The following is a 15,323-nucleotide window of genomic DNA, read 5'->3' as shown; positions in this document are numbered from 1 at the left end:
TAGTAATATAGAAAATAGACAAGTTTATCAAAATAGTGGAGGCTTTTTCAGTCATGATGCGTGCGCTTCGTTTAAATATAAAGCAAGCTTTTGGTAGTCGTATTTCTTTAATTATGATGTTTAGTGGATTCGTTCTTATTTGCATTTATCACTATTACTATGTCATTCGTTATTTAGGAGACGCAGCGAATGGTCCTATATCAACAGATTTAAAATGGATTGGATTCCGCGACAATGAAATGGATGTTTATTTATTATTAATGCCAGTTATTGCGAGTTTCCCCTTTAGTACAAGTTACAATTCGGATAAGTCAGATGGTTTTAAACCGTTCGTGAGTAAGGGAATTTCTATATTTCCTTATTCAGTAACGAAATATATCGTTACGTTTTTTTGCGGAGGGTTTCTTTATACGCTTCCATTCATCTTATCGTTATTATTTTGCAAATTAACCATTCCAGACGGAACACCTACGATTGGTTCAGGTATCATAAATGCTGATGGAATGTTCGCAAACCTATATTTCGATGCGCCTCTCACTTATATTACTGTATATATCGGAATTAATTTTTTATTCGCAGGTTTAATGGCCCTTTTAGGACTTGCTGCATCTGTATGGTCACAAAAAGACTATATGGCGATTCTCTTTCCATTCGCAGTTGCCTCCATTCCGTACGTCCTGCTAAATACAATATTCCCTACAATAGGTGGAGCACCTTTTCACTTGTATGACCCAAAGCAACCATTACAAGGCATGTCACCGTACATTTTAACGATGCAATGTACTTTCTTCCTTCTCGTTAGCTTATTCATGTATATACAAGGAGTAAAGCGGGATAGAAAAAAATATAGAAGAAGACTGCAAAAAAGAGATCGGTGTAGAAAAGCGTTTCAAGCAATTTCAGACTAGATCATTGAACGAATAAGAGCGTAATTACCTAAGTTAGCTTAGATAATTACGCTCTTATTATCATTACTCATATAATCATCCTCCCCTTTACGGCGTACCTGCCAATCCCCATAAAATAACGAACAGCGCAAAATAAATCGCTTTAATACCTACAACTGAACATAGTAAAATAATTGCATATTTACTTAATTCTCTCCTTGCACCTATTAAAGTAAAAACGACTGCCAAACTAAACGTTATATAGGACGATGCTGTATGTATTAAGTTATACGTAAGGTCTAAATTTTGAGTAAGTCCTGTTACCTCAGCTACAAATTGAAACATAACGATTGTACTAAAAAAAATCGCTAACTGATTCATTAATTTCCCATTTATTTGTGCTGGCATCGTTGCCCTCCTTCCGAAAACTAAATATTCAATTAATTTTATCACCAGATTACAAAAAAAGGAATCGCCTCGTACCATTCTATGACGCTACAAAAACAAAAAAGGACGCTTAGTTGCCTAAGCGTTCCCCTCATTTAAGAAGCTTTCTTCAAATCAATTTGAGCAAGTACTGGATCGTGGTCACTTACACGTCCATGTTCTTTCATAATGTTTGAGTTTAAGTGTACTGGATCTACAATTGTATGTGGTGCGATGTTATTTGTTACTAAAATATGATCTAACACTTGTGCATTTCCTTCATGAATGTACGTGTAGCGGTTCTCTTTCGGCACTGTGTTTAACATATTTTTTAAGTTTGTTCCTTCTAGTGCTTTTAGTGGTTTAGCAAACTCAAAATCGTTCATATCCCCTAACACAACAACTGGTGCATTCGTGTTCTTTTTCTGAATTCCTTGTACGAATTGATTTACTTCTTGCGCTAACTGAATTCGTTTTTCTTCACTCTTTAATACGAGCGGCTGCACTTTTCCAAATGGCGTTGCATCTCCTATTTTTGAGTTTAAGTGATTTGCAACGACAACAACGTTCTGTCCTTGGAACGTAAATTCTGCCGCAAGCGGTTTACGTGTACTTTCAAATAATGGGTTTTCGTCTCCAATACGAACAACATTTTTATCAAGTAACTTCGGTACTGCTGCTAATTTCACGCGTGATGGGTTGTAGAAGAAACCAACGCGAATATTCGCTCCTGGCGCTCCTCCGTCTAGATTATTATGCGGAGCGATTTCTACATACTCATACTTTGGTCCGCGAATTTCTAGAACTGCATCAATGATACGTTTTGCGCTTAAAGAAGCATCTGTTGTACCGTCATTAATTGATCCATTATTATCTTGCATTTCCTCTACACCGATAATATCTGGCATTTTTAAATTGTATTTAATAGAATACGCTAACGCTTTTACTTTTTCATCTGTTGTTTCTTTTTTATTCGCCGAGAAGTTTTCAATGTTATATGTAGCAACTGTTAACTTATCAAGACGAGGCTGAATATTCGCCCCTACTTGCTTAAATCCACCGTCCACTACAGATGGTAATTCCGTTATTGGCGAAATGCGGAACGAACCGTAATCATATCCGACTACCCCTGTTATATCTCCAGTGAAAGTATCTCCTACTTTTGCTACATAATCACGAGGTACTTTCACAGAAAGACGCTCTGGGTTTAATTGATTTTCATCTAATACAGGTGTGCCATATTTCGTTACGACTTTATTTCCGCCATTTTCTACTGTGACATATAAATTCCCATTTTTCTGAGGTGCAATAATTTTTGGCGTTGGCATCGTAACGCGCATACCTTCTATACTTTCATAAAAGTCGATTGCATCTTCATTTGGATCAAATAAACCGAATGCATCATTATCAATAATTTGATCAGGGATTTTCACACCGTTTTCTCCAAGTACAATCGGTGCTGGTAAAGGTTGATCTTTTGCTATTACAGCAACACGGCTCGCCTTAATTTCCGTCGTCGTTAAATCTGTGTCAAACCTTTCTGCATATCCAGGACCAACATATTCTTCTACTTCTCCATCAACTTGAATAAGGTCTCCTACCGCTACATTCGCATCTTTTTTGTATACATACATACCTTCTGAAGTAGCTGGATCATTATCCGGCTGATTATCTTCTATATAAAAACCATTTTTATCAAGCGCTGTTACAACGCCTTCCACATTGTATACTTTCTTCCCTTTGTAAGGAGAGACATGTGATTTCCCTTGAATATCATGAATACGTACTGGTTCATGATTTACGATAATAAATGAAAATGTTGAAATCGCTGAAGAGGTAAGTCCTTCTTTCTCTGCGATTGCTTTAATTACACTATTTTCATTCACTACAATTTGTCCGTTATAACGAACGCTCTTATTTGTAGGGTTAGAGCCATCTAACGTATAGTAGATTGTTGCTCCTTCTGTATTCGTTGTTAATGTTACTGCTGTTCCCTTCGCAACTTCTCCGCCACCAGGTGAAGCTACTACATCGCTAACACGGTTTTGTCCTTCCCCTTGAAACTTATGAGCGGTTACTGATTTTAAACCTGGGCTACTAAAATATAATTCAAGTGTCCCTGTTAAACTAACTTTCTTCCCGATATTTTCAGGATGATCTTTCACATTTACTGCCGCTCTCACATCGCCTTTTGGCAACTGAACTGGCATGATTTTATCTGGATTCGTTTCATTTGGCGAATCCGCAATTGCTACGTTTGTATCATCAAACTTAGCCGGATCTTTCGTGTATTTAGAAGGACTTTGCGTATATCCAACGATATATCCTTCCACCATCCCCTTCGTTTTACCTTGCTGTTTAAATACTTGAATTGCTTTTTCTACTGACATAGAAGTCGTTTCTTCTGCTTGTACTAAAGTTCCAGTAAATGAAAGCAATAGTATGAATGATAAAAAGACACTTAACAATTTCTTCACAGCCATTTTCCTCTCCCTATTTCATATTTTCTCAACATTTCTATCATATCAAATGATTCGTTATATAGAATGCTATTTCGACAAGTTTTACAAAAAATTTATTTAATTTACAAGCTTTCAAACTATAATACAAAATAATAATTTTACACCTTCTACGAATGCACTCTATAATGTTAGAGAGAAAACAGAAAATATCGAAAGTTCATTGGCATGTAAAATGGATTCATTTGAATAGGAGTGATTGGATGGAAGTACAAACAGAAACATACCGCGCAGCTATGAATGGAACATTAGAACGTCATTTTTCAGATATGATTGCCGTTATACCAACTAGAATTACAATTGAACAGTTAAAACAGCGGTTAGAGACTATCTCTACCAAAGTTGATGAATTAAAAGTTGTTTACAGTGATGAGACAAGCCTTATTGTTGAATTACATATGGATGAAACAATCATACCGTATGAACTGCATATTGATGAAGCAAATGACCCAGAAGAATATAAAATGTACAATAGAGAAGATTCTACAATCGTAGATCGTCATTTTGAAGATGCTGCTTATGGCACTGAAATTTTCGCTCGTACGCTATTTGTAGGTGATGTGCTGGACTGCTTTTTCCAGCAATTACAGTTTTTATGGAACCTCGCTCCAGATTTATTATTTGTAATCGATTCAAGCGCAGCAATGAAAGTGATATCTAGAAGCTATATTGAATATCACGTTGAAAATGAATTGTTACCTGACATTCCTGATTTATACGTTATTCATTCCGTTTATGAAGACGATAAAGACGGTGAGCCTACGCAATATTGGTTTCATACACATGGCCTTTTAAGAGCAGGCGTAACAGAGATAGAATTAATTATTCCCAATCGCATTTCTTCCTATTACGGCATTGGCGATCTTTTTCAAACATTTGCTAATAATGCCGTTGAGAACGGACAAGTCCCTATGAATGAGCCTATCGTTATCGCGCATAGTCAGCAAGGTTCTATACATACAGTAGCTATTCCATGGGAAAAGGGATTATCTTATATTGGACATAAAACGAGGATGGATCAATTATCTTCAATCGAGGATGAAGAAGTGAAACTACAACCAATAGATGCACAAAACACATTCTTAGGCGGGATGGATGCCCGAGATGAATACCATCAATCTCCATCCGTTCTCTTATTCAAATATAATACTTCGGAAGAATATATTGAAAGCTTTTTCCAAGAACACGAGGAGGCTACAGGGCTTATGTTCTATAAAACAAATAGTGAAACCGATCGTATGGCTTACAATGCAAAGAATACTTTCGGATATTTCAGCAACATTTTTCACATTGAACAATCGAATGAAGATTTTCGTTTCCTCGCTAAGTTTGGTGTCTCCTACGAAGAAGGAAAAAGTGAACATATGTGGTTTGAAATGCAAAACATTACGGAAGACTTCATTCAAGGAATACTTATTAACGAACCGTATTTTATAAAAGATATGAGTGAAGGAAATAGTTACCATTTAGATTTTGATAACTTAACAGAGTGGATTATTTATGCGGGAGATGCCGTTATAAAGCCCAATAACTTATATATGTTTATTGGTGAATAAGTAACAAAACGCCTTCAATCTGATTGAAGGCGTTTCACTTTATTGTGCAATTGATTCCATATCCATTACTTTCTCCAAATGAGATAGTACACGTTTCGCCGCTAACTCACCTTGATCAATACAGTCCGGAAGACCAGAACCAGCGTAAGAACTACCTGCCAAGTATATACCTGGCAACTCTTTCTCCATAAATGTTGTGAGTTTCTTCATTCGCTCGTTATGACCTACTGTATATTGGGGCATCGCTTCTTTCCAGCGGCTTACGACTGTAAACTCTGGATCCTCAGTAATATCCATCGTCTTTCGTAAATCTTCTAGTACGAGCTGAACGAGTTCCTCTTCTGTTTGTTCTACAACTGCTTCATCACCAGGGCGTCCAACGTAACAACGAAGAAGCATTTTTCCTTCTGGCGTTGTATGTGGCCACTTTTTATGTGTCCACGTACATGCTGTAATTGTGTAATCGCTATTTCGAGATACGACAAATCCTGTTCCATCAATATCGCGCTGAATGGCTGATTTTGGGAAAGCCATTGCTACATTCGCAACTGATGTAGACGGAATGTTGCGGAAGAAACGAAACTGCTTGTACTGCGCAAACATAGATGGCAATACTTTATGTGAGCTTGCCACTACGACCGCATCCGCTTCTATTTCTTTTCCGTTACTAAGAGTAATCGTATAACCATCACCAAGTTTTGCAATTTTTTCAATGCGAGTTCCCTTTATTATCGTACCTTCATGCATCTTCACTTCGAGAGATTCTACGATAGATTCTAAACCTGTTTTCACTGTTTGGAAGATTCCCTTTTTCGGTTCAGATGTCTCTTTTTTCGGGGCAAGTGTACGCATACCGAGTGAAATACTGCGATGTTTCTGCTCAATTTGATACATTTGCGGGAATGTTGACATTAAGCTCATTTCATCAATATCCCCTGCATAAATACCCGATAGTAATGGTTCGATTAAATTTTCAACCACTTCGTTGCCGAGGCGATGTCTGAAAAACTGCCCGAGTGATTGGTCAGATACTGGCTTTGATCTTGGCATTAACAGATCAAAGCCAGCTCTTAATTTACCAATTGGAGAGAGCAGCCTGGAAAATAGAAACGGCGTAATTTGCGTTGGAATTCCCATCATTGATCCGCTCGGCATTTTATGTAACCGATTGTTTACGAGGATAAATGATTGACCGGCCTTATTATTTACAAGTTCATCGCCAAGACCTAATTCTCTCGCTAATCTTGCTGCACTTTCTTTTCGTGCTAAGAAAGAATCCGGTCCGCGTTCAATTGTAAATCCATCTTTTCGAACGGTTTGAATTTTCCCGCCAAGTTTACCCGATGCTTCTATCAGTAATGTATCGATCGGCAAGTTGTTGTCACGAATTTCTTTTTGCAAGTTATACATTGTTGTTAATCCTGTGATGCCACCGCCGATGATTACAACTTTTTTCCTCAAGCAGGCTCCCCCTTTCTTCTTACAATACAGATTCTTTTTTCTTTAATACAACATCTGTTAAACAATCAATAAATGCGTCCGATGCATTTGGCATTTCTGGACGATAATACTTCGCGCCAATTTCATCTGTTACAACTTTACACTCAAAGTCGTTGTCATATAGAACTTCTAAATGTTCCGCAACAAATCCAACTGGTGCGTATACGAATGAAGTATAACCGTACTTTTCATTTAATTCTCTCGTTAAATCTTGTACATCTGGACCAATCCAAGGATCTGGTGTGTTTCCTGCACTTTGCCAACCTACTGCATAGTTTGCTACTTCAGCGCCTCTTGCAATATAATCAGCTGTTTCATTTAATTGATCTGGATATGGATCGCCAAGTGCGATAATTTTTTCTGGTAAGCTATGAGCAGATACGATTAATACTGCTTTTTCACGCTCTGCTTCTGCCATACCGTTATATATACCTTTCACTGCATCAACCCAGTACTGGATGAATTTCGGTTCTTTATACCAGCTATCAATGCCGTGAATTGTTAAGTTTCCAAGTTTCTCTGCTTCTTCTTGTGCTCGTCCTACATACGATTTCACGCTAAATGTAGAATAGTGCGGCGCAAGAACAAGTGCGATTGCATCTTGTATACCGTCGTTATGCATATCTTTTACTGCATCTTCAATGAACGGTTCGATATGTTTTAAGCCAAGATACATATGGTACTCTACTTCATCTTGTACTTCATTTAAACGCTTCTCTAACTTTTTAGCTTGCTCTAATGTAATAGTAGCTAAAGGAGAAATACCACCAATTGCACGGTAACGCTCTGTTAAATCTTCTAGCATTTCAGGACTTGGCTTTCTTCCTCTGCGAATATGTGTATAGTAACGTTCAATATCTTCTTCTTTATATGGCGTTCCGTATGCCATTACAAGCAAACCAATTTTCTTTTTCATACAGCAATTCTCCTTTACTTCGCTAACTGCCCTTTAGAGTATTCATGAATAAATGTAGTTAAACGTTTTAATGTATCTGGATTTACTTCTGGGAATACACCGTGTCCTAAGTTAAAGATATAACCTGGCTGCTTCATCCCTTGATCTAAAATACCTTTTACATGTTCTTCAATAACAGACCATGGCGCAAGTAAGAATGAAGGGTCCATATTACCTTGTACCGCCTTATAAACGCCACGCGTGCGTGCCTCTTCGATCGGTAAGCGCCAATCTAAGCCTACTACATCAAGCGGTAAGTCGTGCCATTCATTTACTAAATGTGCAGCTCCTACGCCATGCATAATCATCGGTACACCCATCGGACGAACTTCTGCAAAAATACGCTCCATTGCTGGTTTAATAAATACGCGATAATCTGCTACATTTACTGTTCCAACCCAAGAATCGAAAATTTGAACTGCTTTTGCTCCTGCGTTAATTTGCGCTTTTAAATATGTAATAACCATATCTGCTAGCTTATCCATTAAAGCGAACCAAGCTTTCGGCTCTGCATACATGAACGCTTTCGTATTATGATAATTACGAGATGGACCGCCTTCAATCATATAGCTCGCTAATGTAAACGGAGCTCCTGAAAAACCGATTAACGGTACGTCTAACATTTCTGTCGTTAATAAACGAATCGTATCTAATATGTACGGCACGTCATCTTCTGGATTGATGTCCCCTAGCTTTTCTACGTCTTGTAAAGAACGAATTGGGTTATCAATAACTGGGCCAATACCCGATTTAATTTCTACATCCACACCAATTGCAGGTAGTGGTGACATGATATCTTTATAAAGAATTGCTGCGTCTACGTTATATTGATCAACTGGCAACTTTGTAACGTAAGCACATAACTCTGGATTATGTGTAATTTCAAATAAAGAATACTTTTCTTTTATCTTTCTATACTCCGGCTGTGAACGACCTGCTTGACGCATATACCATGCTGGTACATAATCAGTACGTTCCCCCCTACATGCTTTTAAAAATGTCTCATTTATATTTCTTACCAAGACCCTTGCTCCCTTCCTTACCAATGCTTCGAATACGTTCGATATTTATCTTTTTTTACTATACAGCTTGTAAAAACAAAATGCATAATATTATGTACGTTGTTCATTAAATTGACACAAACATTCTTAAAAACGCTTACTATTTTCACAACATTCTTATTATAACACAGAGAAAAACTATGGTTTAGCTACTTTTGACTTTTCTCCCTCGCGATTCGTTTGTGTGTTATATGGCACAACGTAAAAACTCGGTTTTGAAAAGATGTTAACGAACTTTTCTTCATATTCTCCTGCACCATTTACAGTTGCTACAAGCGTATGAACTCCGTTTTCCACTCTATAAATCCGATACATAATTCTATCATCTGGAAGTGGTGTCCAGCTTAATTTCGCTTTAAATAAACCGAAAGGGCTAAACGCTAATTTTATTTTCACATCTTCAATCTTGCGCAGCCGAATTGGAGCACCGATTGTTTCCACACCTTCTGGTTTCATAAACTGCTCTTTCTGTTCTATATTTGCCTTCGTTAAAATTTTCTTAAACAATTTCGTTGCTGACACACTTTCTCCTTGCAACTGATGCTCTTTATCCGTACGGTCATAACCAATCCAAACAGCTCCTACTAAATTTGGCGTATAGCCAACGAACCACATATCTCTCGCTCCATTATCGTCATTTGGTAAGGAAGTTGTACCTGTTTTCCCAGCTAGCGCCCCGTTATATACACCTGCTTTCGCTGTCCCTTCCTTCACAACTCCTTCAAGCATTTTCGTCATATACCATGCCGTTTGTTTCGAGAAAATTTTCGTTTCTACTTTTGGTGATTCTCCAATAACTGCGCCGTGTCTATTGAACACTTTATCAATCACGTGCGGCTCAATAATAGCGCCATTTGCTAAAAACGCACGATACATTTTCACAAGTTCAAATGTTGAAACACCGTTTTTCAATCCGCCAAGCGCTGTACTTAAACCAGCATCGGCAATGTGAACATTACCTTTCTCTAAATATTGCTTTCCTTCTTCTACCCCTAACTCATTTAATAAAGAAACTGCCGGTACATTTGCTGACTCTAAAATCGCATCGTACATCGTCATTTCTTTCGAATACGTATGGTTGTAATTTCGAGGTTCATAGCCTTCAAATGAATTTCTTTCATTCGTTAATAAAGAATACGGATTATACTTTTTCGTTTCGAGTGCTGGCGCATAGACGATAAGTGGTTTTAGCACAGAACCGGGCTGTCTTTTTGCGAAAACACGATTAAAGCCTCTCGGGACGTACTTTCTTCCGCCAATCGCCGCTTTAATTCCGCCCGTACGATTATCCATTAATAAAAAAGCACCTTGCGCCCCCTCTTCTTTACCAGGGAAATTCCTCGCATCTTGAAACTGGTTATACGCTACCTTTTGAATCTTTTCATCCATCGGAACGACAAACGTATATCCTCCGCGAAGTACTTCTTGATGAGACAATCCATATAAACGAGCTGCTTCATCTATAACCATATCAATATACGGCATATATGCGAGCTCATTCTCATCTAAGTTTTTATATAGCGCAATCGTCTTCCCTTGATAACGTACGCTTTCTTCGGCAGTCAAATAGCCTTGTTTATGCATAAGTGACAATACGAGATCGCGGCGCTCCTTACTTTTCTCTGGAGAGAAATACGGTGAATATCCGTTTGGCGACTTCGGAAGACCTGCAAGCATTGCCCCTTCTTCTACTGTTAAATCTTCTACATTTTTATTAAAATACAACTTTGCTGCCGCTTGAATACCGTAAGCCCCATGCCCAAAATAAATATGATTCATATACATTTCAAGAATTTGTTGCTTCGTATATTTTTGCTCTAATTGAAGGGAAATTGCGACTTCCTTCAATTTACGCGTAACTGTTTTTTCACGAGTTAAAAAAACGTTTTTAGCGAGTTGCTGCGTAATCGTACTACCGCCCTCTACCTTTTCTCCTGCTAACGTATCTTTATAAAGAGCCCGGAATATAGACGGGTAATCAATTCCTTGATGCTCATAAAAACGAGAATCTTCCACCGCAATAAATGACTGCTGCACGTATTTTGGAATTTGCTCGATTGGTACGAGGTCTCTATTTTCTACATATAATTTCGTAATTTCTTTCCCTTTCTGGTCAACGATACGTGATGAAGAGTGGAAAACGAGCTGCTTTTCATCCATCATATAGCCACCAGCTAACACAATAAGTTTATAAAGTACAATCGCTAATACAAGCGTCGCTAATCCACCTAATAAAGTCCATTTTACTTTCTTCATACATCGGCCTTCTTTCCAAATGATGGTACATTTATTATTTGAAAAAGAAGTATCTTTATGTATATAATCTTCGAAGTTTTTTAAGAGAGTTGATATAATAGATACAAACAATTAAAGGGGGCATTAAAATGAAGGCTATTATTTCATACGAAACACCTCTAGAACAAGCACATTTCACTGCAAAAAATAATGAAAAAGATATGTTTTATAAAGAAAATACAGAAGAATCTGTAGAAGGCTCACTTAGCTATGACGTACTAGACGCTGTTGGCGAATTTAAAGGACAACCTGGTTATATCGTTTGTAACAACATTTCTGTCACAGACGAAGGTCGCCCAGTATTTGAAAACCGTTTTAAAAACCGTGCAGGCCTTATTGAAAACGAACCAGGCTTCCAAGCAATTCGCGTTCTACGCCCATTAAGTAACGATACATATGTCATCTTAACGATGTGGGAAACAGAGCAAAACTTTAAAGACTGGACAGAATCACGTTCATTCGAAAACGCTCACAAAAAACGCCCTGCACAAGCAGAAGGACAAGCTCAGACTCAAGCACATCCACATGCAGAGCAGCAAAAAAGTATTTTCTCTCGTCCGTCATTTGTAACTACTTTTGATGTGTTAGTTTAAGGGTTTTGTACGGTAGTCCTCCAAGGATTCAGTACATGAAATTATATCGGCGATTTTTGAGATATATCGACTTATTGACAAATCACGACACAAAAAAGGAAACACCGTTACGTACCGGTGTTTCCTTTTTCTTTGTACCAATTATATATGCGAAGCGCATCTTCTTTTTGCATATGCTTCACTTTATATTTATGCCCCGCTACTGATACGGCAGCTGTACATAGCTCGTCTTTCTTTTGAAAATACGATTGATTGTATCCTACTGCTTGAACATGCCTTCTTCGCATGATTCCTGTATATTTTGCAAGGCCTCGGTATACCATGACTAACTGATTGTCTCGTATCATATATCCACCACTTGTATACCGGGCGTATGAGAGTAACGTAAATATGATAAATAGTGGGATTAAAGTGAATAACGCCATATTTTGCTTAAAATATATACTCGCACCGATGATCGGCACTGCGAGTATGGTACTTGTAATCCAACCCATTATTATGTAACGGCGTAATGCAGCTTTCGGTAAATGAACGATTTCTTCTTCCGTTTCATACGGTAACTTCAAATACGTAAGTAACTGCTGGACATCTTTTTTCTTCATAAAAGGATGTAACATCACTTCATGCCCTGCTGCTTCTATACTTTGAATAACTTCCACTTCGACAGAGCAATAACCGAACGGCTGGCGAAGAATTCCTTCTTTCACCGTAATTGCTTGAATGCGGTGTAGTTTTAAAACAAACTCTTTCTTATCAAATAACCCTTGCACGATGCGAATTTCATTTCTATTTCGCTCAATTTTAAAGTTCGCATATTTTAACGCATAACCAGCTGTCGAAACGACCCACGAAACCGCCATTAAAATCGCAGCCATAACAATTAATTCATATACACCGTTATCCATCACATACGCTTCTACTTTATTGATGAGCCATTCTGGTAGAAATTGATTAAACTCTGAGTAAATAAGAAGTAATCCAGAAAACACTAATCCGAATCTACCAGACGTAATGGAAGCTGCTAAAATCTCTTTCACCGTTAACTGATAAACTGTCTTATTTTCTGCTGTTGCGGACTCTTCTTCAGTCACAACGCTTCTTTCTTTATGTAATAAAGCAATCAGTTCCTTCGCTTCCTCTTCTCTAATACCAGCTAACATCACTTCTGGTTCAGTACCGCCGCCCGCTACTTCAATATTTAATTTCGTCAGTCCGAGCAGCTGATAAATGATGTTAGAAGACGTACTAATATTTTGCACACGTTCTTTATTTAAGTAACTTTCCTTCTTAACGAACACACCGTGCTTTATATGTACAATATTATTTTCAACCCAGTACACTTTGAAATACCATTTTATCGCTGAGAAAATTGCCATAATAAATAATATGGCCAAAAGAACGAGATGAAAGAAATACCAAGGTTTTACTTGGCCATCTGATTTAAATAGAACAAGAAAAATAAAAGGCAACAAAGTCGCAACTCGAATACCTAATAAAATCGTGATCGGATGTTGCCTTTTATACATCCTCCTCACTCACTTTCGCAAGTTCTCCAATTTGTCTTTTCAGTTGCTCTGCTTCTTCCTTCGTTAAGCCTGAAATACTATGAGAAGTGGCCGCTGTTGAAATATGTAATTCTGCTAAATTATACTTTCTCATAATCGGGCCCTGTTCAATCGTTACGTGCTGCACACGGATCATCGGAATGAGTACGCGTTTTACAACGAACATTCCCTTTTGAATCTCAATCTCTTCTTCATTTAATCTGTAACTATAATAACGTTGACGTAAATTTGGAAACACAAAATAATCAAGCGGGATAAATGTAATAGCGCCTGTTACTAATAAGCCAAACAACCAACCCCACCAGTTAAAACTAATCATAAAAAAGAAATACGCAATTACGACTGCTAGTATAACTGCCGCCCCAATTAAAGCGTGAATTCGCCACACTTTCAGCATATTAGAATGAATCTCCCTTTCTAACGGCTGCATCTCATCACTCCAATTATATGAATTTATTAATTATATATTAGTTGGTATATACATTTTTGTAAAATTATAGTTCCTCTACATCGTATCAATCATTTCTTTAAAATTCCCTTCATTAATCGAATACACTTGAAACTGAATATAATCTATGTCGTTCGTATTCGGACGGGCATATGGCAAAATGTTAAATTTAGAAGCTGATCTTCCTAACATATCTATAATCATTAGAGAAACGTCAATATATTCGAAATCTACACGGAATACTACTGCTTCTCCCGTAAATTCATAATCTTTAATCGCATCATAAGATTTATTCGCACTAATTAACGTTATTTTTAATAGTTGGTTCAAATTTTCTGGTTTAAAATTCATCATATACCCAGCTCCTTTTTCAATAAAACACTATGAAAATAGTGTAATCTTACACTTTCATAGCTTTACACTTCAATTATATAAAAAATAAAGCTAGTTTTTTATATATTTTTTGATATAATTACATACGGGAAACGGGAAGAATTTTGTCTTCCCTTGTGTTTTTATTTGCATCTAGTACTTTTGCTAGATGCCTTTTTTTATGCTAAAAAAGGTACCCTCATATACTTTGAGGATACCTTTTCCATCAATTTAGTGCAGTTCAACGATTGTACCATCTTCGAATACTTTGAATACGCCAGTAAACCCTGCTCCAGCTGCGCCTTCTATTTTATATGTTGTACGCACTCTAATTTGATAATATTTCTTTCCATTCTCTACTTGCGTATTCTCTAGCGTGTAATCATAGTCTTCTTTATATTCATTTTTGATATATTCTTTTGCTTTCTCAAAAGTAAATGCATTTTGATTCTTTTCTGCTTCTACCTTTTGATTCGTTACTACATTTGTTTTTTGTGCTTTCGTCGCCGCTTCACTCTTTGCAGTTTTTTCCTCTTCATTCATTTTAGTAACTAATCCTACTGCTTTTTTATTATATTCTTCAAGGTTCTTGTTATCTTTTGTTTCTGCAACTAGCTTATTTACTATCTCTTTCGCTTCTGTATAATTTTTCTTACTGATTAACTCTTCACTTTTCGTCAGTTGCTCGCTATACTTCTTTTTTTGCTCTAATACAGCTAGTAATGCTGTTCGTTCTTCCTTTGCCTGCTTTATAAGTGTATTATTCCCATCCTTCATGTTCTCTACTTTTTCAAATGACTTGATGGATTCTTCTACCTTTGTTTCTTCTTTTAACTTCACTGCTTCAATCATTATTTTCGTTTGTTCTACAAGCACTATTACATCTGAATCGTCTTTTTTCTCATCTAGCGCTCGCTCAAATGATGATAAGGCATTTTTATATTCTTTATTCGTTAACGCTGTCTTCCCTGCATCCATTTCCTTTTCAAAATCTCCATTACTACATCCAGCTAACATTAAAAATGTAAGTCCAATTACCGTTAATAACTTCCTCATTCTTTCTCCCCCTATGTGTTCCTAAAACAATAACTTCATATGTATAAAGGTCTGTGTAGTAATTAGACTGAAAATAAAGATGTACTTTGT

Annotated in this window: 13 protein-coding genes; 3 read left to right on the top strand and 10 right to left on the bottom strand. The window is 37.1% G+C overall.

From position 1 onward, the window contains the following. The first annotated feature begins 53 nt into the window (after window positions 1-53). Complete coding sequence (locus PDL00_RS19020; protein ID WP_242257188.1) at window positions 54-908, top strand: hypothetical protein; 855 nt, start codon at window positions 54-56, stop codon at window positions 906-908. Between the two features lie 87 nt (window positions 909-995). Here PDL00_RS19020 and PDL00_RS19015 read toward each other — a convergent pair whose 3' ends face one another. Together PDL00_RS19015 and PDL00_RS19010 are read right to left on the bottom strand one after the other, a co-directional pair. Further along, complete coding sequence (locus tag PDL00_RS19015) at window positions 996-1,295, bottom strand: hypothetical protein (RefSeq protein WP_270730654.1); 300 nt, start codon at window positions 1,293-1,295, stop codon at window positions 996-998. A 134-nt stretch (window positions 1,296-1,429) separates the two neighbouring features. Next, complete coding sequence (locus tag PDL00_RS19010) at window positions 1,430-3,796, bottom strand: DUF6359 domain-containing protein (RefSeq protein ID WP_270730652.1); 2,367 nt, start codon at window positions 3,794-3,796, stop codon at window positions 1,430-1,432. Window positions 3,797-4,035: 239 nt separating this feature from the next. On the opposite strand from PDL00_RS19010, the gene PDL00_RS19005 reads away from it, so the two are divergent. Continuing rightward, complete coding sequence (locus PDL00_RS19005) at window positions 4,036-5,388, top strand: DUF4026 domain-containing protein (RefSeq protein WP_270730650.1); 1,353 nt, start codon at window positions 4,036-4,038, stop codon at window positions 5,386-5,388. 39 nt (window positions 5,389-5,427) lie between these two features. Here PDL00_RS19005 and hemY read toward each other — a convergent pair whose 3' ends face one another. From hemY to PDL00_RS18985, 4 genes are all read right to left on the bottom strand, one after another. After that, window positions 5,428-6,849: a protoporphyrinogen oxidase gene (hemY, locus tag PDL00_RS19000; RefSeq protein WP_270730649.1), complete on the bottom strand. Its 1,422-nt coding sequence runs from the start codon at window positions 6,847-6,849 to the stop codon at window positions 5,428-5,430. 19 nt (window positions 6,850-6,868) lie between these two features. Beyond that, on the bottom strand, window positions 6,869-7,804 hold the full coding sequence (gene hemH / locus PDL00_RS18995) for a ferrochelatase (protein ID WP_097863929.1): 936 nt from the start codon (window positions 7,802-7,804) through the stop codon (window positions 6,869-6,871). A gap of 14 nt (window positions 7,805-7,818) precedes the next feature. Beyond that, on the bottom strand, window positions 7,819-8,865 hold the full coding sequence (hemE, locus tag PDL00_RS18990; protein WP_270730647.1) for a uroporphyrinogen decarboxylase: 1,047 nt from the start codon (window positions 8,863-8,865) through the stop codon (window positions 7,819-7,821). Window positions 8,866-9,042: 177 nt separating this feature from the next. Further along, window positions 9,043-11,160, bottom strand: coding sequence for a transglycosylase domain-containing protein (locus PDL00_RS18985; RefSeq protein WP_242257183.1), 2,118 nt, complete (start codon window positions 11,158-11,160; stop codon window positions 9,043-9,045). A gap of 128 nt (window positions 11,161-11,288) precedes the next feature. On the opposite strand from PDL00_RS18985, the gene hmoB reads away from it, so the two are divergent. Beyond that, window positions 11,289-11,792 (top strand): heme-degrading monooxygenase HmoB, encoded by a 504-nt coding sequence (hmoB, locus tag PDL00_RS18980; protein ID WP_270730645.1) that lies wholly within the window; start codon window positions 11,289-11,291, stop codon window positions 11,790-11,792. Between the two features lie 107 nt (window positions 11,793-11,899). Here the strand turns inward: hmoB and PDL00_RS18975 are convergent, their stop codons facing one another. From PDL00_RS18975 to PDL00_RS18960, 4 genes are all read right to left on the bottom strand, one after another. Then, a complete protein-coding gene (locus PDL00_RS18975) occupies window positions 11,900-13,318 on the bottom strand; it encodes a PH domain-containing protein (RefSeq protein WP_270730643.1) in 1,419 nt (472 codons plus the stop codon). Then, entirely contained in the window at window positions 13,311-13,787 is a 477-nt protein-coding gene (locus PDL00_RS18970; protein ID WP_270730641.1) for a PH domain-containing protein, read from the bottom strand. The genes PDL00_RS18975 and PDL00_RS18970 overlap by 8 nt, the downstream gene beginning before the upstream one ends. Before the next feature lie 75 nt (window positions 13,788-13,862). Continuing rightward, window positions 13,863-14,159: a protoporphyrinogen oxidase gene (locus PDL00_RS18965; protein WP_270730639.1), complete on the bottom strand. Its 297-nt coding sequence runs from the start codon at window positions 14,157-14,159 to the stop codon at window positions 13,863-13,865. A gap of 249 nt (window positions 14,160-14,408) precedes the next feature. Further along, on the bottom strand, window positions 14,409-15,233 hold the full coding sequence (locus PDL00_RS18960) for a hypothetical protein (RefSeq protein ID WP_270730637.1): 825 nt from the start codon (window positions 15,231-15,233) through the stop codon (window positions 14,409-14,411). Window positions 15,234-15,323: the final 90 nt, after the last annotated feature.

The sequence above is a fragment of the Bacillus cereus group sp. TH152-1LC genome, from assembly GCF_027710505.1.
Lineage (GTDB): Bacteria > Bacillota > Bacilli > Bacillales > Bacillaceae_G > Bacillus_A > Bacillus_A mobilis.
The sequence above is the reverse complement of the archived record's forward strand: the minus strand, read 5'-3'. Positions and strand labels throughout refer to the sequence as shown.